Source organism: Saccharopolyspora shandongensis, assembly GCF_900106995.1.
Taxonomy (GTDB): Bacteria; Actinomycetota; Actinomycetes; order Mycobacteriales; family Pseudonocardiaceae; genus Saccharopolyspora; species Saccharopolyspora shandongensis.
Genome location: NZ_FNOK01000093.1, coordinates 1 through 20,853, shown reverse-complemented (window position 1 = coordinate 20,853; position 20,853 = coordinate 1). Strand labels below are relative to the sequence as shown.

Genomic DNA, 20,853 nt, shown 5'->3' with positions numbered 1-20,853 from the left:
CAAGTCCTCCGCCCACCTCGCCGCCTACGCCGGAATCGCCCCAGTCACCCGCAGTTCGGGCTCCTCCATCAAGGGCGAACACCCGGCCAGAACCGGCAACCGCAAACTCAAACGAGCGTTCTTCCTGGCTGCGTTCGCGGCCTTGTCCGATCCCACCAGCAGGACCTACTACCAGCGGAAACGCGATGAAGGGAAGAAACACAACGCCGCGCTGATCTGCCTGGCCCGGCGCCGCTGCGACGTCCTGTTCGCCATGCTCCGCAACAAGACCTACTACCGGCACCCCCATCCAGACGCCGCGCCCGCTGCGGCTTGACAACCACATAGGGACACCCCCCGGAATTCCACAATCGTGTAATCCGATCAGACGGTAGTCTAGAATGTGAGAAATCGTCAACGATGTGGCGGGCACGCGTGCTGTGATTTCGGAGTGAGTGCGATGGCAGACCCAGGGGCCACCCTGGCCGAACGGCTGGCGTGGCTGCGGGAATCCTTCCCCAGCCCCGAAACGAGTAAGCCGTACGACGTCAAGACGATCGCCGCGGCGACGGGAATGTCGATCTCGCAGCTCTACAAGATCCTTTCCGGCGAATCGCCCAATCCCGGCTGGCAGCACTTGAAAGCGCTGGCCGCATTCTTCGGCGTGCCATTGGACACATTCGACAACAGCGAGCACGGCGAGAAGATCCGGGCGCAGCTGGCCACCCTGGTGGAACTTCGCGCGCTGAAAGAAGAAGGCGTGGAGTCCGTGAGCCTGCGCGGACTGACCGTCGCCCAGGCCGACCGGATCCGGGGCGTGGTGGAAGACCTGCGCCGCTCCAACAACACCGCCGGTCGCGATGAGCCATGAGCGCGGTCACAACTCGGATCCGACATCGTTCCGCTGCGCACGGCTGGTGCTGCCCGTGAGCCACGATCGGGACGTGACGCCATCCGATCATCGCGATCTGACGGCGCGGTGCCAGGAGCTGGCCGCCGCGCTGCCGCTGCCCGCGCCGTGGGACCTGCAGACGTTCATCGCCGAGCTGGCCGAGGCCCGCGGCCGGCCGATCGAGCTCCGCCAGGTGTCCACCGTGGACTTCGACAGCCCCTGCGGAGCGCTCGTCTCGCTCTCCGACCGCGACGTGATCGGCTACGTGACCAGCACCCCGCTGCACGAGGAGCACATCATCCTGCACGAGGTCGGCCACCTGGTGTGCGGGCACTCGGACACCAGGCTCGCCGACTCGCCGATGGTGGCCGCGCTGGTGCCGGACCTGCCGCGGGAGCTGGTCGAGAGCGTGCTGGGCCGCTCCGCGTTCGACGCCACCACCGAGCAGGAAGCGGAGCTGGTGGCGAGCCTGTACCTGTACCGCGCGGGCCGCGTGCCCGCGCCGATCCGCGGCGTGCGCAAGCTCGACGCGAGGAGCGGCCGCACGCTCCGCCAGATCCAGGCGACGTTCGACAGCACGCGCCGCCGAGGGCCCGAGAAACTCCGATGATCAGCATCATCCTGCAAGGCGCGGGGATCGTTGCCGTGCTGGCTGCGATCACGAAACTCGTGCAATCCCGGCGCTCGTTGACGTCGAGCGTGGTCTACCTGTGCGGCGCGATCGGCTTCGTCGGCCTGTCGGCGGCCCTGGTGGCCCCGGCCTCGCTGCTCTGGGTGTCCGTCTGGGAGCCGATGCCGAACCTCGGCCGGCTGGTGGCCAACATCCTGGCCATGGTCGCCGGCGTGTGCGTCCACGGACTGCTGACCCACCTGGTGCACGACGGCGCACGGGCACGGCGGTTGATGCGCATCCAGGTACTGGTGGCCGCCGTCGCCGCGGCCGCCATGACGGCGTTGATGATCGCCGCGGGCATCCCGTTCCACCCCGAGTTCCTGTCCGCGTTCGCCGACCGCCCGGCGGTGGCCGCCTACGTCACCGTGTTCGCGCTCTACATCGGGTGGGCCACCTCGCTGTTCGGGTGGTTCCTGCGGCACTACATCGCCCAGAGCAGCCGCCGCTGGCTGCGCGCCGGACTGCGCACGATCCAGGCCGGCTGCGTGGCTTCCGCGGGCTGGGCGCTGACCAAGATCGCCGCCGCCGTGTGGGCGGTGACCGGGCACGACCCGGGCGTGCTGGACCCGTTGGGCGGCGCGTGCGCCGGGGCGTGCGTGGCGCTGGTGGCCGTCGGGGCGACGATGCCGGTCTGGGGCCCTCGGGTGGCCATGCCGATCGCCTGGTGCCGCGCCAAGTTCCAGGCCCGGAAGCTGCACCCGCTGTGGCGGCGGCTGGCCGACGAGCTGCCGCAGATCACCCTGCCCGCGGGCGCGGTCGCGTCGAACGCGCAGTTCGCGCTGTACCGGCGGGTGGTGGAGATCCGGGACGCGCAGCTGGTGCTGCGGTCCTTCGTGCACCCCGAGGCGGGTGACTGGGCCCGCCGGGCCGCGGAGGAGGCCGGGCTCGACGAGCGGGCGACCCACCAGGTGGTGGAGGCGGCCTGCCTGGCGGCCGCGCTGGACTCGCACGCGGCGGGCCACCGGCACCACACCGAACCGGGCGAGGCCACCGCGCCGTACCGGGGAGTGGCCGCCGACCTGCACACCGAGGCGCACTGGTTGATCCAGGTCGGCCACGCTTTCGACCACTCACCGATCGTGTCGGCCGTGCGGGACCGCGCCCGCGCCGACCTCCCGGACCCGACGGCCTAGCCGCGCCCGGGCTGCGGCGGCGGTTTCGCGCGAAACCGCCGCCTACCAGGCGTGGCCAACGGCGATTTCGCGCGAAATCGCCAAAACCTGGCACGGCGAACGGCGGTTTCGCGCGCAATTGGCGCGGGGTTTCAGAGCAGCGCCGCGAATAGGCCTCCGCCGACGGCCGCTCCTACCACCGCTCCCACGGTGACCTGCGCCGGCGTGTGGTCGCCGAGCTGGGCGCGGGACCAGGAGACCGCCGCCACCGCCAGCATCAGGACCAGGTAGGCCGGGTGGTAGATCACCGCGAGGATCACCACCGCGCCCGAGGCCACCGCCGAGTGCATGGACACCTTCCACCAGACCGTCATGCCGCCGGTGACGAACAGCGAGCCGATCATGGCGATGTCCAGGGCGACCAGCAGCCACGGCGCGCCGAACGCGACCAGCAGCCCCAGCCCGATCAGGCTCATCACGATCAGCGCGACGAACGGCACGAACCGGCCCGCGCGGTCGCGCACGTGGTGGCTGTCCCACCGCCCGGTCTTCGCGCCCCACACGATCACGCCCATCGGCAGGATGCTGCTGGTGGCGGAGACCAGCAGCCCCCAGCCCAGGGTGGGGCCGACGGCGCGGGTGGCCTGCCAGGCCACCGCCAGCGGCAGCAGCACGACGATCACCCATGGCGCGAAAACCTCGGTGAGCACGCGCGCCGCGCGGTCCTTGCCGGACGGCCGCGCGGGCACGGGATCGGTCTCGGGTGCTGCGTTGGTCATGAATTCCTCTGGTGCTCGGGTCTCGGCAGTGTCCACATCGGACAGGTCGGGGTGCGTCGTGAGCGCTTTGGATGGCGACCCGAAGCGCTCACGAGCGGCTGTCCACGCCGATCAGGACGCCTCGCCGGGCTTGCCGGTGTTCACCAGCAACTCCACCAGCTTGTCGCCGAGCACGCCCGGGATGACCCGCTCCGCCGAGCGAGCCGCGGCCGCGTTGAGCGCGGACATCACCAGCGGCCGCAGCCGCTGCAGGACGTCGGAGTAGTACGGGATCTCGTCGTCGCTGGGCACCGGGCGGGTCAGCACGTGCTTGCGCACCACCTCGACCAGGATCTCCGCCACGTGGTCGATGTCCTTCTGCAGCTGCTCGGCGAGGTCCAGCACCTCGTTGAGCGGCACGCCGAGGCTGACCAGTTCCGCGCCGGCGTCCAGCAGCTGCGGGCTCGGCGAGACGAAGCTGCGGCCGCGCCGCTCCAGCAGGCCCAGTTCGATCGACCGCTTGATGTTCGACGGGGAGAACTGCTTTCCGAACTTCTTGCGCAGTTCCCCCACCGTGACGGCGCGGGGCGCCTCGTCCGCCCAGGACGCGCCGACGACCTCCTCCAGCCCGAGCACCTCGCCGAGGCTGCGTCCGGACTCCCAGGCCGCGATCATCTCCTTGATCTGCGCGAACGCGTAACCGCGCTCCAGCATGTTGATGATCAGCCGCAGCCGCACCAGGTGCGCGTCGGAGTAGATCGCCGTCCGCCCCTCGCGGCGAGGCGGCGGCAACAGCTCCCGGTCCTGGTAGACGCGCACGTTGCGCACCGTCGTACCCGCAGCCCGAGCAAGATCGTCGATCCGGAAGTCCGCCACTCGACGAAGTCTAGTTCCCCTGTTCGAACCGCGCCGCGACCTGGGCCGCGCCCGTGCGTCGCCCGAACCGGCCGACTTCGAACGGCGCGAGATCGACGGGCGCCGGCAGCGCCGCGAGCACGATCCCCTAGCAGCCGAGCAGCGGGCGTGGCCTCCACCGCGCCCGCTGCTCCGTCGAACGTCAGCTAGCGTCCGCCTTGGCCACTTCGCCTCGCGGAGCTCGGTCGTTCCCCTTGAGCGCGAAGCAGAACAACGCGGCTACCACTAGCACCGCGGCAGACGCCAGCAGCACCACCTGCATCGCGCTGACGAACCCCACCGCGAACGTCTCGTGGCCGAGCCGCGCGAAGAGAGCGGCGTCCTCCGGTGACAGACCAGCGGGCACCGGCGGCGGGCTGAACTTCCCTCCCCCGGCCACCGCGCTCTCGACGAACTGCGCGCGCAACCCCGCGGGCAACTGGTCCGCACGCAGCTCCGCTTCGCCGCGCAGGGCCGAGTTCAGGCAGGAGGCCAGGACGGCGCCCACCAACGCGGTGCCCAGCACCCCGCCGACCTGCCGCGTGGTGCCTGCGACCCCCGATGCCGCACCCGCGAACCTGGGATCGACGCCGTCCATGGTGACCTGCTGCAACGGCGCAAACGTCGCGCCGCTGGCGATGCCGATGATCAGCAGGCCGGGCAGGAGCGGCCAGGCTCCGGAGTCCGGCCCCGCCATCGCGGCGATGACCACCAGGCCGAGCGCGAGCATGATCATCCCCGCGGCGAGGACGCGCTTGCCCCCGATCTCGTCGGCCAGCCGCCCCGCATACGCCGAGCCGATCGCGGTGAGAACGGCGTTGGGCAGCAGGACGAATCCCGCTTCCAGCGGCGAATACCCCTGCGCCATCTGCAGGTCGAGGACGAGCACGAAGGCGATGCCGATCATCCCCAGCTGGAAGACGAACCCGATCCAGTTGCCGACCGCGAAGTTCCGCCCGGCGAACAGCCCCAGCGGCACCAGCGGCTCACCGCGCTGAACGTGCTGCCAGCCGACGAACAGCGCCAGGAGCACGACGCCGGCCGCGATGACCGACGGGATGCCGATCGGCCCGCTGATCGTTCCCCAGTCGTAGCGCTCGCCCTCGATGAGGCCGAACACGATCCCGCTCAGCCCCGCGGTGGCGAGCACGACGCCCACCAGGTCGATCTGGTGCGGGCGCGCGACGCGCAGTGCCGGGACGAACACCAGGGCCAGCACCGCGGTCGCCACCCCGATCGGGACGTTGACGAAGAAGATCCAGCGCCAGCCGAGGTGGTCGACGATGAACCCGCCGAGCACCGGGCCGAGGACCGGCGCGAGACCCGCGATCGCGCCGAAGACGCCGAACGCCCGGCCGCGCATCCGCGGCGGGAAGATCGTCAGGATCGACGAGATCACCTGCGGGAACAGCAGTGCTGCGCCCAGCCCCTGGAGCACTCGCGCGCCGAGCAGCTGTCCCGGCGTGCTCGCGAGGCCGCAGAGGGCGGAAGCAGCGGTGAAGGCGGAAACGCCGATCAGGAACAGGCGCCGGTACCCGAAGGTGTCCCCAAGCCGTCCAGTCGTGATCAACAGCGCCGAGAAGACCAGCAGGTAGGCATCGATCACCCACAGCACCTGGTCGTACGAGGCGCCGATGCCGTCGATCAGGGTCGGGACCGCGATGTTGACGATCGTCGCGTCCAGCAACGACATGAAGAAGCCGGTGCAGAGGATGCCGAGCACCAGCCACGGCCGTTGCACCGCGGGCCGGTCGGCGGAATTGTTGTCCAGCACTCCGATTACCTCCGAGAATTCGGGCACCGGTCGGCGGCCCGGGAACCGAAGCGCGCAGCCTCGGGCCGGGATCCCATGACCGGTCCGGGAAATGTGGGTTTTCCGGTGGCGTCGCGGAGACGCTCTAGAACCCGGGTTTCGGAGAATTGCCGGAATCCGCGCGAAGTTCGGCGCGCGGAGAGCCGGAGTGCGGTGATTTCAAGGAAGAACGCAGGCCTGCTCGCCCGGTTGTCACAACCATCTCAGAACACCTTGCTGCGATGTGGTGTGACTCCCACCTTTCTCGCGTCATCGGACCCGAGTAAAGCTGATCGGCGAGGCTACGTCCGCGATGGGAAGTGCCCACGGTGAGATGTCGACGCGGAGCGTAGCACAGCGCCCCCGCGCGGGCGGGTCCGAGCTGTCGTGACCGCAGTTTCAATTGAAACTGCGGGGAACCCGTCACGACAGGAAGCCGCGCAGCAGCGAGGCGGTGCCCTCCAGGTGCTCGGCCATGGCCCGCCTCGCGGCCCCCTGATCGCCGTCGAGGATGGCCCGCACGACCTCCTCGTGCTGCTCGTTGGAGTGCACGATGTTGCGCTCCAGCAAGGGAATCGAGTCGAGCAGCTCGTTGAGGCGCATCCGCGCGTCGGCGACCGCCGACGTCAGCGACGCCGAGCCGGACAGCTCGGCGATCGCCAGGTGCAGCCGCGAATCCATCCGCCGGTAGTTGTGCAGCTCCGCGGTGCCCGCGTCGGACAGCCGCGACACCAGGTGGGCGCGCTCGGCCTCGCCGAGGTCCCGGGCCGCCGCCTGCTCGGCCGCGCCCACCTCCAGCACGTGCCGGTGGGTGAGGGCGTCGTGCAGGTCGACGCCCATCTCCCGGGCGATCCGGCGCGGTCCCTTGCGGCTGGGCCGCGGCGGTTCGACGTTGACGAACGTGCCGCCGTAGCGGCCGCGCCGGGATTCGACGTACCCGGACTCCTGCAACGCCCGGATCGCCTCCCGCAGCGTCACCCGGCTGACGTTGAGCCGGGCGGCCAGCTCCCGCTCCGCGGGCAGCCGCTCCCCCGGCGCCACCACGCCGAGCCGGATCGCCTGCAGCAGGCGCTCCACCGTCTCCTCGAACGCGTTGCCGGTGCGCACCGCCCGGAACAGCGCCTCGCTCGCCCGGCTGTGCAGCACCAACGGCTCGTTCTGGCTGCTCACGTCACTCTCCCCGGCCTGCCCTGCCGCGATTCCAACGGGAATCAACGCACCGATTCCCATTGAACCCCTTCGACGTCACCCCGGCGCTGTGGGGTCGGGAGTGGTCTTACCGGCCATCTCACAGGGGCGTGACGTACGCGCCGGAGATGCCGCCGTCCACCAGGAACTGCGAGGCCGTGATGAACGACGCGTCGTCGCTGGCCAGGAAGGTGACCGCGGCGGCGATCTCGGTCGGCTCGGCGAAGCGCCCCATCGGGACGTGCACCAGGCGCCGCTGGGCGCGCTCGGGGTCCTTGGCGAACAGCTCCTGCAGCAGCGGCGTGTTCACCGGCCCCGGGCACAGCGCGTTGACCCGGATGCCCTCCCGCGCGAACTGCACGCCGAGCTCGCGGGACATCGCCAGCACGCCGCCCTTGCTCGCGGTGTAGGAGATCTGCGAGGTCGCCGCGCCCATGACCGCCACGAACGACGCGGTGTTGATGATCGAGCCCCGCCCCTGCCGCCGCATGTACGGCAGGACGTGCTTGCAGCACAGGTACACCGAGGTGAGGTTGACCTCCTGCACCTTCCGCCACGCCTCGATGCCGGTGTCCAGGATGGAATCATCGTCCGGTGGGGAGATCCCGGCGTTGTTGAAGGCGATGTCGACGGAGCCGAACTCCGCGTCGGCGGTGGCGAACAGCCGCTCGACGGCTTCGCCGTCGGTGACGTCGGTCTGCACGAACAGCCCGCCGACCTCGTCCGCGGCGCGCTTGCCCGTGTCCGGGTCGACGTCGGCGACGACGACCTTGGCCCCCTCGGCGGCGAACCGGCGGGCGGTGGCCAGCCCGATCCCGCTGGCGCCGCCGGTGATGACGGCGACTCGGTCCTGCAAACGTTCCGGCATTTGCTCACTCCCTGTTTCTCGCGGGACACCAGGCAGGACGCACGAGCTCACGCGTCCGCCGAAGTCGGGATGAAGACGTTCTTGGTCTCGGTGAACGCGTCGACCGCGTCCGGCCCGAGCTCGCGGCCGAGCCCGGACTGCTTGAACCCGCCGAACGGCGTGTTGTAGCGCACGGAGGAGTGCGAGTTGACCGAGAGGTTCCCGGCCTCGACCGCGCGCGACACCCGCAACGCGCGCGCCACGTCGCGGGTCCAGATCGATCCGGCCAGGCCGTACGCGGTGTCGTTGGCGATGCGCACCGCGTCGGCCTCGTCCTCGAAGGGCACCACCGCGACGACCGGCCCGAAGACCTCCTCGGCGAACGCAGGATCCGCCGGATCGGGGGTGAGAACCGTTGGCGGGAACCAGAATCCGCTGCCCGCCGGCGCTTCGCCCTGGAACGCCACCGGCGCGCCGTCGGGGACGTAGCCGGCGACCTTGGCGCGGTGCGCGGCCGAGATCAGCGGCCCCATCTCGGTCTTCTCATCGGTCGGGTCGCCGACGACCACACCGCGCACCGCCGGTTCCAGCAGCTCCATGAACCGGTCGTAGACGTTGCGCTGCACCAGAATCCGGGACCGCGCGCAGCAGTCCTGCCCGGCGTTGTCGAAGACGCCGTAGGGCGCCGTCGCCGCCGCGCGCTCCAGGTCCGCGTCGGCGAAGACGATGTTGGCGCTCTTGCCGCCCAGTTCCAGCGTCACGCGCTTGACCTGGCTCGCGCACCCGGCCATGATCCGCCGGCCCACCTCGGTGGAGCCGGTGAAGACCACCTTGCGCACGTCCGGGTGGGTGACGAACCGCTCCCCGACGACCGCGCCCCGGCCGGGCAAGATCTGCAGCAGCCCGTCCGGAAGTCCCGCCTCCAGCGCCAGTTCGCCGATCCGCACCGCGGTGAGCGGCGTCAGTTCGGCGGGCTTGAGCACCACCGCGTTGCCCGCGGCCAGGGCCGGGGCGAATCCCCACGCGGCGATGGGCATCGGGAAGTTCCACGGCACGATCACGCCGACCACGCCCAGCGGCTCCTGGAACGTGATGTTCACGCCGCCGGCCACCGGGATCTGGCGGCCGAAGAGCCGGTCCGGTGCGGCGGCGTAGTACTCCAGCACGTCCCGCACGTTGGCCGCCTCGCCGCGCGCGTTTCCGATGGTGTGCCCGGAATTGCGCACTTCCAGCCACGCCAGGTCTTCGATGGCGGCGTCCACCGCCGCGGCGAACCGGCGCAGCAGCCGTCCCCGCTCCGCCGGGGCGAGGGCCTGCCAGGACCGCTGAGCGCGGACCGCCCGCGCGATGGCGGCATCGGTCTCGTCGACGGAGCACAGCCGCACGCTGGTCACGACCTGCTCGGTCGCCGGGTTGATCACTTCATGCGCGGTGGTCACCGCGTACCTCCTTCGCCGCCGCGGCAAGCGCCACGAACAGCCGGTCGTCGGCTGCGTCTTCTTCCGGATGCCACTGGACGCCGAGCGCGAACCGCGCCCCGGCCAGCTCCACCGCCTCGACGGTGCCGTCGCCGGCCCGCCCGGTGACGGCGAGCCGCGGGGCGATCTCGGCGATGGCCTGGTGGTGGTAGCAGGGCACCTCGACGTGGTCGCCGAGGATCTCCGCGATCCGGCTGCCCGGGCTCAGCTCCACCTTCGTGCTGCCGAAAACCGCCGGCTCCGGCTGGTGATCCCGGTGCACGACGAGGTCCGGGAGGTGCTGGTGCAGGGTTCCGCCGAGCGCGACGTTCATGATCTGCGCACCCCGGCAGACACCGAGCACGGGCAGGTCGCGGTCGAGCGCGGCGCGCAGCAGCCGGATCTCCCAGCCGTCCCGGGGCGGCCGGGTCGGGCCGAGCTCGGCGTGCGGCCGCCCGCCGTAGCGCGCCGGGTCGATGTCCGCGCCGCCGGCGAGCACCAGACCGTCCACAGCGGACAGATCAGGCTCACCCGGGAGGACCGGCAGCAGCACCGGAAACCCGCCGCTGCGGTGCACCGCATCGACGTAGGTCGTGGGCAGCAGGGCCGCCTCGCGGTGCCAGACACCCCAGCTCGCCGCTTCGACGTAGGTGCTGATGCCGATGATCGGGCGGTCAGAGGCGTTCGAACCCACGGATCCGCTCCCAGTCGGTGATCGCCGCGTCGAAGGCGGCCAGTTCCACCCGGGCCGCGTTGACGTAGTGGTCCACGACGTCCTGGCCGAACGCCTCGACCGCGACCTTGCTCTCGGCCAGCAGCCCGGCGGCCTCGCGCAGCGTCGTCGGGACCGTGGGCTTGTCGGAGGCGTAGGCGTTGCCCGCCAGCATCGGTTCCAGCGGCAGTTCCTCGGAGATCCCGTGCAGCCCGGCCGCCAGGATCGCCGCCACCGCCAGGTACGGGTTGACGTCGCCGCCCGGCACCCGGTTCTCCACCCGCAGGCCATCGCCGTGGCCGACCACCCGCAGAGCGCAAGTCCGGTTGTCCCGGCCCCACGCGATGGTGGTGGGCGCGAAGCTGCCGGCCGCGAAGCGCTTGTAGGAGTTGATGTTCGGCGCGAGGAAGTAGGTCAGCTCGGGCAGGCGGGCCAGCTGGCCCGCGATGAAGTGCTCCATGACCGGGGAGAATCCGTGCTCCCCGGCACCGGGCATCGCCGGACCGGCGTCGTCGCGCAGGCTCACGTGGATGTGGCAGGAGTTGCCCTCGCGGGCGTCGTACTTGGCCATGAAGGTGAGGCTCACGCCCTCCGCGGCGGCTATCTCCTTGGCGCCGTTCTTGTAGAGCGTGTGGTTGTCGCAGCTGGCCAGGGCGTCGGAGTAGCGGATGGCGATCTCGTGCTGGCCCAGGTTGCACTCGCCCTTGGCCGACTCCACGTACAGCCCGGCCCCGGTCATGTCGTTGCGGATCCGCCGCAGCAGCCCCTCGATCCGGCTGGTCCCGGCGATGGAGTAGTCCACGTTGTACTGGTTGGCCGGGGCCAACTCATGGTAGCGCTTGTCCCACGCCTGTTCGTAGGTGTCGCGGAAGACCAGGAACTCCAGCTCCGTTCCGACGTGCGCAGTGAGCCCGAGCTCGGCGAGCCGGTCGAGCTGCCCGCGCAGCACCTGCCGCGGCGACGGGGCCACCGGCTCGCCGGAATGCCACAGCACGTCGCAGAGCACCAAGGCGGTCGCCTCCTGCCACGGGATCCGGCGCAGGGTCCCGAGGTCCGGGCGCAGCACGAAGTCGCCGTAACCGGTGTCCCACGAGGTCATCGCGTAGCCGTCCACAGTGGTCATCTCGACGTCGACGGCGAGCAGGTAGTTGCACGCCTCGGTGCCGTGGGCGAGCACCTCGTCGAGGAAGTAGCGGGCCGAGCACCGCTTGCCCTGCAACCTGCCCTGCATGTCGGTCAGCGCGACGACGACCGTGTCCACCTCGCCGGAGGCGACCAGATCGCGCAGTCGTCCGACGGTCAGCTGCTCGTTGGGCGACACCGGTGGCTCCCTCCGGCCGGGCCAGCCGGCCATGCATTGGTACGGGATCAGACCTTTGAATGCGGGCCAATGGAAGCAGTCGCCTGCTCGCGGAGTCAACACCCGAACAGCTGTTCGCGCGGAGGCGGCGTCGAAATCCGGACACGGGTATTGACATCGACCAGAGGCGGCAGCACGCTGCCCAACTAGTCAATGGGCCACGGTCATACCAATATTGGGAGAGGACCCCGCCATGACCGAGAAGCGGCGGCAGGTGGACTACGAACAGGCCGGCAGCGACTACCTGGACAAGCGCCGGCTGCGGCAGGGCGCGGCGGGCTGGGTCCTGCTCGCCGGGCTCGGCGTCTCGTACGTGATCTCCGGCGACTTCGCCGGGTGGAACTTCGGGCTGGCCGAGGGCGGCTGGGGCGGGCTGCTCCTGGCCACGGTGCTGATGGCGACCATGTACACCTGCATGGTGTTCGGGTTGGCCGAGATGGCCTCGGCGCTGCCGGTGGCCGGGGCCGGGTACGGCTTCGCCCGCCGCGCCCTCGGCCCGCTCGGCGGCTTCGCCACCGGCACCGCGATCCTCATCGAGTACGCCATCGCGCCGGCCGCCATCGCGGTGTTCATCGGCGGCTACGTGGAATCGCTGGGACTGTTCGGGCTGACCAGCAGCTGGCCGGTGTACCTGGCGTGCTTCGCCATCTTCGTCGGCATCCACCTCTACGGCGTGGGCGAGGCGCTGCGGCTGATGTTCGGCATCACCGCGGTGGCCGTGGTCGCCCTGATCGCCTTCGTGGTCGGCATGATCCCGGAGTTCTCGACGGCGAAGCTGTTCGACATCGCACCGGTGGACGCCGCGGGCGCCAGCGCGTTCCTGCCGTTCGGCTACGCCGGGGTGCTCGCCTCGCTGGTGTACGGCATCTGGTTCTTCCTCGCCGTGGAAGGGGTTCCGCTGGCCGCGGAGGAAGCCCGCGACCCGCGCAAGGACATGCCGCGCGGGATCATCGCGGCGATCGCGGTGCTGCTGGTGTTCGCCGCGGCCATCCTGGTGGTCGCACCGGGCGGGGCCGGGTCAGCGACCATCGCCGACGCCGACAACCCGCTGCCCGCGGCGGTGCGCGCCGCCACCGGCGGCGACAACGCGCTCGCCGAGATCGTCAACTACGTGGGCCTGGCCGGGCTGGTGGCGAGCTTCTTCTCCATCATCTACGCCGCGTCCCGGCAGCTGTTCGCGCTGTCCCGCGCGGGATACCTGCCGCGCCTGCTGTCGGTGACCGGCAAGCGCCGCACCCCGTACCTGGCGCTGATGGTGCCGGGCACCATCGGCTTCGTGCTGGCCGCGGCCACCCGCGACGGGGCGCTGCTGATCAACATCGCGGTGTTCGGCGCGACGATCTCCTACGTGCTGCTGAACCTCTCGCACATCGTCCTGCGCTTCCGCGAACCGGGCCTGGAGCGCCCGTACCGGACCCCCGGCGGAATCGCGACGACCTCGGTCGCGCTGGTGCTGGCGATCGCGGCGGTGATCGCGACGTTCATCGTGGACATGGTCGCGGCGGCCATCATGGCCCTGATCTTCCTGGCGGCCCTGGCCTACTTCTGGTTCTACAGCCGCCACCACCTGATCGCCAACGCCCCCGAGGAGGAGTTCGCCGCCCTCCAAGCCGCCGAATCCGAGCTGTCGTGACCGCAGTTTCAATGGAAACTGCGGTCAGTCGTGGTCGCCGTCGACGTAGAACCAGGCCCCGTCCTCGCGGACGAAGCGGCTGTCCTCGGTCAGCACTCCGGCGCGCCCGCCCAGGCGGTAGTGCGCCTCGAACCGGACCGTGCCCGCCGCGTCGAACGGCCCGCCGCCGGTGCGGTCGAGGATCTCGAGGCGGACCCAGCGCTGGTCTGGATCGAGGTCCAGCGCGTCCGGTCGCGTCGAGGGGTGCCACGAGGCCAGCAGGTAGGCCGTGTCGCCGACCGCGAACGCACTGAACCGCGAGCGCATGAGCTGCTCGGCCGTGGCCGCGCGGCGTTCGCCGGCGTGCAGGCGGGCGCAGCACTCGGCGAACGGTTCGCCGAGGCCGCAGGGGCATCGCTTGGGGGTGCTCACCCCGACAGCTTCCCATCGACGGCGCAGGTCGAGCGGTCGTGGGTGCGGAAGCCGGTCCCGCGCCCACGACCCCCGGTCAGCTCTCGCGGCAGTGCGACGCGGTGCCGTTGCCGGGCGGGACGTCGAGCGTCGGGTTCCGGTCGAAGAAGCCGACCGGCTTGAGGGTGAAGCCGCAGAGGTCCACCGGCATCACCGGCCAGTCCTCCGCGCGCGGGAAGTGCGTCAGGCCGAAGGTGTGCCACAGCACGATGTCCTCGCCGTCGATGCTGCGGTCGCCCGCCGTGAACGCCGGGATGCCCGCGCCGCCGTGGCTCTGGTTCACCCACTCGCCCGCTGGGTACCTCTCGTCCGCCGCGTACCGGGTGACCCACAGGTGCTTGGTCGCGAACTCGGCGCGCTTCGCGATCGAGGAGCCCGGATCCGCCAACAGCACCGGATAGCCCTGCGGGTGCAGCGCGTAGCCGACCGGCTGGCCGAGCCGGTTGGTGCGCTCGGTGTTGACCACGTGCCACACCCGCCCGCTGGCCGGGTCGGCCTCCCGCCCGGCGTCGCTCTCCCGCGCCAGCCGGGTGACGCTGCGGGTGAAGGCGTTGCCGTGCGGGTTCTCCGCGCTGATCGGCTCGCGCTTCGCCTGCACCTCGTCGACGGCGTTGCTGGTGCCGTCGACCATCATGTCCAGCCGCGCGCTGAACAGGTGCTGGTGGAACGGCGCGCCGAGGCCGGGCGCGAGCTCGTTGGCCCAGCGCGAGCCCTCCGCCGGGTAGGCCGAGGTGAACACGATGCCGGTGGCCTTGACCTCCAGCTGGATGGTGCCGTCCAGGTAGAGGTACCAGTAGAAGCCGTAGTCGTAGTTGCCGACGCTGCTGAAGAACGAGATCACCAGCCGCCGCTGCCGCCGGGTCTCGGCCGATCCGGTGAACACGTCGGTGTGCTTCCACAGCACGCCGAAGTCCTCCTCGTGCATGCACACCGCGTTGCGCAGCGTCCGGGGCGCGCCGTCCTCCTGCGCCACCACGGCGTCGAAGTAGTGGATCTCGCCGAGGCAGTCGCAGCCGAGGACGAGCTCGTTGGCGAGCTTGCCCAGCGAGTACTCGCCGGAGTCGAAGTAGTTCTGCCAGAACCGCGCCGGGGTCGGATCGCCGTAGTTGACCAGCATCTCGCCGACCGAGGCGCGGTAGACCACCGGCCGCTCCCGGTCGCCGTCGCGGAACGACAGCTGGTGCAGCACCAGGCCTTCGCGCGGGTCGAAACCGACGCGGAAGCGCCAGTTCTCCCAGCGCACCTCGTGGCCGTCGACGGCGAAGCTCGGGCCGTCGGGCTGGGTGATCTCGATCGGCTTCAGCGTGTCGCGCTGCGGGCCGAACAGCTCCTGGTCGGGGTAGTTGCCGCCCTCGGCCGGGACCGGCAGGTGGCGGTCGTCAACGACCTCCAGCACGCGCTGCTCGATGACGTCGACGTAGGCCACCAGCCCGTCCACCGGGTGCGCCCACGGCAGTTCGTCCGGGTCGTTCTGCACGAACGCCAGCGCCCGCAGCATCCGGCGACCGCTCTCCTCCGCGACGCCGAACCAGCCGGCCGACAGCGGGCAGACGCGCACCTCGCCGACGTCTTCGATACCGCGGTCGCGAATCGCCTGCCGCCACGTCTCGTCGGCGCGGACGATCTTCTCGACCAGCTCGTACTCGGTCAGCATCACCGGCGGCTGGCCTTGCTCGACCGGGTCGACGGTGTGCCGCTGCACCACCTGATCGCCGGTCAGCGACACCACGGTGGTGGTCAGCTCACCCGTCTTCGTGTCGAGCAGCACCGAACGCGCCCGGCGGTCGAAGTCGCCGCCCGCCAGCACCACGGCCTTCGCCGGTTCCTCCAGCTGCACCAGGGGAAACCGAGTGAATTCGCGCAGGAGTCCCGCGCCCTGCAGGATCTCGCGGTTGCGCACGATCTCCTCGGAGCTCAACGGTTCCAGCGGATGCTTCGTCATCGCCTGCCCTCCAGTCTCGGTCACCCCGGATCGACCCAGATTCCCTTGGAACAGGGGGGGTTCGTCCAGCGGATCACCACGATCACCGGATCGTCGCAACCGTGCAGTCGGGCTCAGCGCGCGTCGTAGCGAAGCCGGTTCGCAGCGATCTCGGTGCGATGCTCGATCGCCCACTCACCGAGCGCAAGCGCCGGGCCGAGCAGCGAGTCGCCGAGCGGGGTCAGCTCGTAGTCGACGCGCGGCGGCACGCTCGCCTGCACGGAGCGGCTGACCAGCCCGTCGCGTTCCAGCTTGCGGAGCGTCAACGTGAGCATCCGCTGGGATATTCCGCGAACGGCGCGGTGCAGTTCGCCGAAGCGAAGCGGCCCGTCCCGGAGCTGCCCGACGACCAGCAGGCTCCACTTGTCCCCGACCAGCGCCAGGATGCCCAGCACCTCCTGGCAGGCCGCTGATTCCGCCGCATCGGCGCGGGTCAATGGTTACCTCCGTGTGCGTCACCGACAGGAATGTGCCGTCTTGTGCGGCCTCCTTTGGTACCAAAGGATGTGGCTACGCACAAAGCGTAAGCATTGGAAAGTTCAGCCGTTTCCGCTGGCGGACGGCCGTGTGCACTTTGTGCTGCCATAGCGACACAAACCGCGCACGGCCGGTGACCAGCGGTGACGCGGAAAGGGCAGCTGTGCACGAGAATCTGGTGATCGTCGGGGCCGGGCCGGGGCTCGGGATGGGCGTCGCGCGCGCGTTCGGCAAGCGCGGCTTCCGCGTGGGCCTGATCGCGCGGAACGCGGAGCGACTCGCGGAATCCGTCCGGGAACTGGCGAGCGACGGCATCACTGCGAGCGCGCACCCGGCGGACGTGCGGGATCGCGGCGCGCTGACCGGCGCGCTCGACGATGCTCAGCACGAGCTCGGGCCGATCGACGTGCTCGAATACAGCCCCGGCCCGCAGGCGCCGATCACCTCGGCCGCCGAGACCGATCCCGATGCGGCGAGCGCGCAGTTCGAGCTGTGCGCGCTGGGCGCGGTCGCCGCCGTCGGCCACGTGCTCCCCGGCATGGTGGCGCGCGGCCGCGGATCACTGCTGCTGACCACCGGGGTGTCGTCGCTGGTTCCCGCGCCCTTCCTGGGCAACGTGGGGATGGCGATGGCGGGCCTGCGGAACTGGGCGCACGCGCTGCACATCGAGCTCGCCTCGAAGGGGGTCCACGCCGCGGCGGTCACGATCGCCACCGGAGTCAACGCCGAAAACGCCTCGGGCATCGGCGAACGCTACTTCGAGTTGTACGAATCCCCTGAGCGGGCCGAGGAAATCATCGGCGACGTCGCGGCCTTCGAATCGCTCGTCAGGAGCAACTCCGCGCCGCGCCCGTAGCCCGGGCGCGGCGCGGCGGCCCTGGACGCTATTCCTGCGGCTGGTTTTCGGCTTGGGGCTGCGGCTTGGTCTGCGGTTGCGGCTTGGTCTGAGGCTCGGATCCGTCCTGCGATGAGGTGCTGGTGTGGGCGGTTCCGTCGTGGGACGCCCCGTCGTTCGGGGACACGTCCAGCACCGTCGCGCTGAGGAGCATGTCCAGCCGGTGGGGATGGGCCCCCTCAGCCGCGACGGCGGTGCCGGACGCTCCCAACATGACCAGACCGCCGAGCAGCGCAGTGCTGAGTGGACGACGCATGGAAAACCTCCCTGGAGTCGGGCATTGCCGTGGGAGACGCCATCACAACTCGATCATCGCCGCCGGATGCATCACCGTGCCGTGCAACCGGTTCCCGAGTTCGGGGGACGGGCCGCACCCTGCAGAAAGCAGCGACCCGGTCGCCGGGGGATGTGCGACCGGGTCACCAGAGGTGGGTGCCTGGGGGGTGTCAGGCGTCCACCCGTTCCTCGCCCCGCGATTCCGCGGCCTGCGCACCGCGCCGCGGAATCACCGGGATTCGTCGGCTGGAGGACTCGCCGACGGCGACGAACGCACTGCGTGCACGGGGAGTCCGTCGCCACGGCCGAGAGCCGAGTGATGCCATGCTGCCCGGCCACCACCGCACTGTCGCCGTTGCGAACATAACGAAACTTTTGTCACTTTTGTAATCGGCCGCCGCGCTGCTCGACAGGCGAGCCGGAGGGGCCGCTCCGGCTCGGGCGGCGCCGAGCCGCTGGACCGATTCCGACGGCAGCGGCACGAGGCGCACGAGCACATCAACTGGGACCGGCCCGAGCGGGAACGGCTGGAATTCGCCCGCCTGCTGCTCGATTGCGTGGGCGCGACCGAAGCGTCCCGGGAGCGGCGCGTCCGGTGATCGCACCGCCCAAAATCGATCGCTGACCTGCGTCGATGGTGGGGTGCCGGGCGTTCGCCGAACCCCGGCGGTTACCGTTCGGGCCGGTGGTGGAGGAGGCGGGCGCGGTGTTGCGGGTGCAGGGATCGTTGTCTCGGCAGTTGCTCGGGTGGCAGCTGCTGATCATCGTCCTGCTGCTCGCCTCGATCGCGGTGTTCTCCGTCGCGCAGACCGACTCAGCGTTCCGGGCCACCGAGGGCCGCAAGATGCTGTCGGTCGCCGAAGACCTCGCTGCTACCTCCGGGGTGCGCGTCGGCCTCGATGACCCCTACCGCCGGGACGCCCTGCCGATCTTCGCCGAGAGCACCCGCAACCTCTCCGGCGCCGACTACGTGATCATCACCGACCGGCGCGGCATCGTGCTCACCTCGCCCGATCCCGGGCAGCGCGGGCAGCTGCTGCCGAAGTCCGAGACCGCGCTGGGCGGCCGCTCGTGGGTCGGCGAGATCCGGCTGGACGGCACCGATTCGCTGGTCGCCCAGGTGCCGGTGATCTCCAACCACGCGCAGGTCATCGGCGTCGTCGCGGCCGGCCGCAATCCCCCGGACCTGCTGCAGGGACTGCGCCAGGCGCCGGAGAACCCGCTGACCCTGCTGGCCTTCGCCACCGTGCTCGGCATCGCCGGATCGGTGCTGCTCGCCCGGCGGGTGAAGCGGCAGACGCTCGGCCTGGAACCGCAGGAGATCACCCGGCTCGTCGAGCACCGCGAGGCCCTGCTGCACGGCGTCCGCGAAGGCGTGCTGGGCGTCGACGAGCAGAACCGCATCACGCTGGTCAACGATCAGGCGCGCCGCCTGCTGTCGCTGCCGGCGGACTGCGTGGGCAGCGACATCGACTCGCTGGACCTCAACGACCGCGCCCGCGACGTGCTCACCGGCCGCACCGACGGCGTGGACCAGATCGTGCTGCGGCGCGGCAAGGTCGTGGTGCTCAACCGGATGCCGATCTCGTCGGTCGGCGCGGTGGTGACCATGCGCGACCGCACCGAACTCGTTGATCTGCAACGAGAACTCGCGGTGCACCGGGACACCACCGACACGCTGCGCGCCCAGGCGCACGAGTTCAGCAACCGGCTGCACATCATCTCCGGGCTGGTCGAGCTGGGCGAGTACGAGGAGCTGCAGCGCTACGTGCACCGCATCAGCCACATCCGCGAGCAGTGGCACGCCGAGGTCACCGCGCGGGTCCACGATCCGGCCACCGCAGCGCTGCTGATCGCCAAGGCCAGCCTCGCCGCCGAACGCGGCGTCGGCCTGCGCCTGAACGAGGGCAGCTACCTGCCGGAGATCGACGAGGAGCTGTCCGCCGACCTCGTCACGGTGCTGGGCAACCTGATCGACAACGCGCTCGACGCCCTGGAAGCCGGTCCGGCCGATGCCGACCGGTGGATCGAGATCGACCTGCGCTGCACCGACGAAGTCACCGCGGTGGTGCGGGATTCCGGGCCCGGGGTGGCCGCCGAGATAGTCGAAGAGGTGTTCCGCCACGGCTTCACCACGAAGGCCGCGCGCGGCGGCGAACGCGGCCTGGGTCTGGCGTTGACGAGGCAGATCTGTCATCGTCGCGGCGGTTCGGTGCAGGTGCACAACGCGCACGGCGCGGTGTTCACCGCGCGATTGCCGCTGGAAGGGCCGGGATCGTGATCAAGGTGTTGGTGGTGGACGACGACTTCATGGTCGCGAAGATCCACAGTGGATACGTGGCCCGCGTCGACGGGTTCGAGATCGCCGGGGTGGCGCACACCGGTGCGGACGCGATCCGCGCGGTCGACGAACTGCGCCCGGAACTCGTGCTGCTGGACATCTACCTGCCCGACATGGACGGCCTCTCGGTGCTGCGGGAGCTGCGCGCGAGCACCGCTCGCCCGTCCGCGGACCCCGACGTCATCGTGATCACCGCGGCCCGCGACCTGGACACCGTGCGCGGCGCGATCCGCGGCGGGGCGCTGCACTACCTGATCAAGCCGTTCAGCTACGAGGCGCTGCGCGACCAGCTGGAGAACTTCCGCGCCATGCACCAGAAGCTCAGCGGACTGCCCGGCGACTCCCCCGCCGCGCAGCAGGACGTCGACCAGCTCTTCGGCACCCGGACCCACCGAGCGGCGCCACCGAAGGGACTGGCCACCGAGACGGCGCAGATCGTCGAGCGCATCCTGCGCGAGACGACCGCGACCGACGGAGACGTGTCGGCGGCGGAATGCGCGGACGCCGCAGGCGTTTCCCGCGTGAGCGCGCGAAAGTACCTGGAGCACTTCGTGGCCTCGGGCCGCGCGGAGGTCCGCCTCCGCTACGGCGGCACCGGCCGCCCGGAACGCCGCTACCGCTGGATCCGCTGACCGACAACGCGAAACGCCCCGGCGCGTTCGTCCCCAGTTTCAATTGAAACTGTCATCCACAGAGCGGAGCCGGTGCAGTTTCAATTGAAACTGTCCACAGACGTGGTGGTGTGCAGTTTCAATTGAGGGTTTTTCATCCTGGTCGGGTACCGCAGCCGCGGCGTCTGACCTGCGCCTGCGTGCGTGCCGTCGCCAAGCGCCGTCAGGCGCTTTCAGGCCCACCCTCGCAACTGGCACCGCCGCGGGTTCACGGAGCCCACCCCTCTGGGGTTCCTCCGGCGAGGACGGCCCTGACGCCGTGTATTGGACATACATATTGATGGGTAACTCAAATGTGGCGTGGTCGTTGGTTATGGTGTGAAGGTGACGGTGGTTGATGTCAAGCGGCTTTCGCCTGCCTCGCAAGAGGATTTGCGGCGGCGGGTGGTCGCGGCGGTCGAGTCCGGGCGGACGCAGGCGGAGGTCGCGGAGACCTTCGGTGTGGGGCTGCGGTCGGTGTCGCGT

At 70.5% G+C, this 20,853-nt stretch carries 20 protein-coding genes; 8 read left to right on the top strand and 12 right to left on the bottom strand.

The window, feature by feature from the left end; genetic code table 11:
- The 4 genes from BLW84_RS44225 to BLW84_RS44210 form a co-directional block, all read left to right on the top strand.
- Window positions 1-316: transposase (locus tag BLW84_RS44225; protein ID WP_143061040.1), on the top strand; the 316-nt coding region annotated here is incomplete at its 5' end.
- 123 nt (window positions 317-439) lie between these two features.
- Window positions 440-850 carry a helix-turn-helix domain-containing protein gene (locus BLW84_RS44220; protein ID WP_093278507.1) on the top strand — a complete coding sequence of 137 codons (411 nt, stop codon included), beginning with the start codon at window positions 440-442 and terminating at the stop codon, window positions 848-850.
- 73 nt (window positions 851-923) lie between these two features.
- Complete coding sequence (locus BLW84_RS44215; protein ID WP_143061346.1) at window positions 924-1,481, top strand: M48 family metalloprotease; 558 nt, start codon at window positions 924-926, stop codon at window positions 1,479-1,481.
- Window positions 1,478-2,677 carry an MAB_1171c family putative transporter gene (locus tag BLW84_RS44210; protein ID WP_093278503.1) on the top strand — a complete coding sequence of 400 codons (1,200 nt, stop codon included), beginning with the start codon at window positions 1,478-1,480 and terminating at the stop codon, window positions 2,675-2,677. Before BLW84_RS44215 ends, BLW84_RS44210 begins: the two co-directional genes overlap by 4 nt.
- A 131-nt stretch (window positions 2,678-2,808) precedes the next feature.
- On the opposite strand, the gene BLW84_RS44205 is transcribed toward BLW84_RS44210, so the two are convergent.
- The 8 genes from BLW84_RS44205 to BLW84_RS44170 form a co-directional block, all read right to left on the bottom strand.
- A complete protein-coding gene (locus BLW84_RS44205) occupies window positions 2,809-3,435 on the bottom strand; it encodes a hypothetical protein (RefSeq protein ID WP_093278501.1) in 627 nt (208 codons plus the stop codon).
- A gap of 111 nt (window positions 3,436-3,546) precedes the next feature.
- Window positions 3,547-4,290 (bottom strand): MerR family transcriptional regulator, encoded by a 744-nt coding sequence (locus tag BLW84_RS44200; RefSeq protein WP_093278500.1) that lies wholly within the window; start codon window positions 4,288-4,290, stop codon window positions 3,547-3,549.
- A gap of 181 nt (window positions 4,291-4,471) precedes the next feature.
- Window positions 4,472-6,082, bottom strand: a complete 1,611-nt coding sequence (locus BLW84_RS44195) for a DHA2 family efflux MFS transporter permease subunit (protein ID WP_093278498.1) — start codon at window positions 6,080-6,082, stop codon at window positions 4,472-4,474.
- Window positions 6,083-6,523: 441 nt separating this feature from the next.
- Complete coding sequence (locus tag BLW84_RS44190) at window positions 6,524-7,270, bottom strand: FadR/GntR family transcriptional regulator (RefSeq protein ID WP_093278495.1); 747 nt, start codon at window positions 7,268-7,270, stop codon at window positions 6,524-6,526.
- 118 nt (window positions 7,271-7,388) lie between these two features.
- Entirely contained in the window at window positions 7,389-8,156 is a 768-nt protein-coding gene (locus BLW84_RS44185) for a 3-oxoacyl-ACP reductase (RefSeq protein WP_093278494.1), read from the bottom strand.
- A 47-nt stretch (window positions 8,157-8,203) separates the two neighbouring features.
- On the bottom strand, window positions 8,204-9,574 hold the full coding sequence (locus BLW84_RS44180) for an aldehyde dehydrogenase family protein (protein ID WP_093278491.1): 1,371 nt from the start codon (window positions 9,572-9,574) through the stop codon (window positions 8,204-8,206).
- A complete protein-coding gene (locus tag BLW84_RS44175) occupies window positions 9,558-10,286 on the bottom strand; it encodes a gamma-glutamyl-gamma-aminobutyrate hydrolase family protein (protein ID WP_093278489.1) in 729 nt (242 codons plus the stop codon). Before BLW84_RS44175 ends, BLW84_RS44180 begins: the two co-directional genes overlap by 17 nt.
- A complete protein-coding gene (locus BLW84_RS44170) occupies window positions 10,267-11,625 on the bottom strand; it encodes a glutamine synthetase family protein (protein ID WP_425441834.1) in 1,359 nt (452 codons plus the stop codon). Before BLW84_RS44170 ends, BLW84_RS44175 begins: the two co-directional genes overlap by 20 nt.
- A 232-nt stretch (window positions 11,626-11,857) precedes the next feature.
- On the opposite strand from BLW84_RS44170, the gene eat reads away from it, so the two are divergent.
- The gene (eat, locus tag BLW84_RS44165; RefSeq protein ID WP_093278486.1) at window positions 11,858-13,297 is read left to right on the top strand and encodes an ethanolamine permease; all 1,440 of its coding nucleotides are present in this window, start codon (window positions 11,858-11,860) and stop codon (window positions 13,295-13,297) included.
- A 24-nt stretch (window positions 13,298-13,321) separates the two neighbouring features.
- On the opposite strand, the gene BLW84_RS44160 is transcribed toward eat, so the two are convergent.
- The 3 genes from BLW84_RS44160 to BLW84_RS44150 form a co-directional block, all read right to left on the bottom strand.
- Complete coding sequence (locus tag BLW84_RS44160; RefSeq protein ID WP_245761808.1) at window positions 13,322-13,708, bottom strand: YchJ family protein; 387 nt, start codon at window positions 13,706-13,708, stop codon at window positions 13,322-13,324.
- A 76-nt stretch (window positions 13,709-13,784) separates the two neighbouring features.
- On the bottom strand, window positions 13,785-15,689 hold the full coding sequence (locus tag BLW84_RS44155) for a primary-amine oxidase (RefSeq protein WP_093278484.1): 1,905 nt from the start codon (window positions 15,687-15,689) through the stop codon (window positions 13,785-13,787).
- Between the two features lie 113 nt (window positions 15,690-15,802).
- Window positions 15,803-16,165: a winged helix-turn-helix transcriptional regulator gene (locus BLW84_RS44150; RefSeq protein ID WP_218157750.1), complete on the bottom strand. Its 363-nt coding sequence runs from the start codon at window positions 16,163-16,165 to the stop codon at window positions 15,803-15,805.
- A 203-nt stretch (window positions 16,166-16,368) separates the two neighbouring features.
- Here BLW84_RS44150 and BLW84_RS44145 point away from each other — a divergent pair, with 203 nt between their 5' ends.
- Complete coding sequence (locus BLW84_RS44145; protein WP_177227043.1) at window positions 16,369-17,061, top strand: SDR family NAD(P)-dependent oxidoreductase; 693 nt, start codon at window positions 16,369-16,371, stop codon at window positions 17,059-17,061.
- A 28-nt stretch (window positions 17,062-17,089) separates the two neighbouring features.
- Here the strand turns inward: BLW84_RS44145 and BLW84_RS44140 are convergent, their stop codons facing one another.
- On the bottom strand, window positions 17,090-17,356 hold the full coding sequence (locus BLW84_RS44140; RefSeq protein ID WP_093278481.1) for a hypothetical protein: 267 nt from the start codon (window positions 17,354-17,356) through the stop codon (window positions 17,090-17,092).
- A gap of 726 nt (window positions 17,357-18,082) precedes the next feature.
- Between BLW84_RS44140 and BLW84_RS44135 the strand changes: the two genes are divergently transcribed.
- Both BLW84_RS44135 and BLW84_RS44130 read left to right on the top strand, forming a co-directional pair.
- Complete coding sequence (locus BLW84_RS44135; protein WP_245761809.1) at window positions 18,083-19,657, top strand: sensor histidine kinase; 1,575 nt, start codon at window positions 18,083-18,085, stop codon at window positions 19,655-19,657.
- A complete protein-coding gene (locus BLW84_RS44130; protein WP_093278479.1) occupies window positions 19,654-20,349 on the top strand; it encodes a response regulator in 696 nt (231 codons plus the stop codon). Before BLW84_RS44135 ends, BLW84_RS44130 begins: the two co-directional genes overlap by 4 nt.
- Window positions 20,350-20,853: the final 504 nt, after the last annotated feature.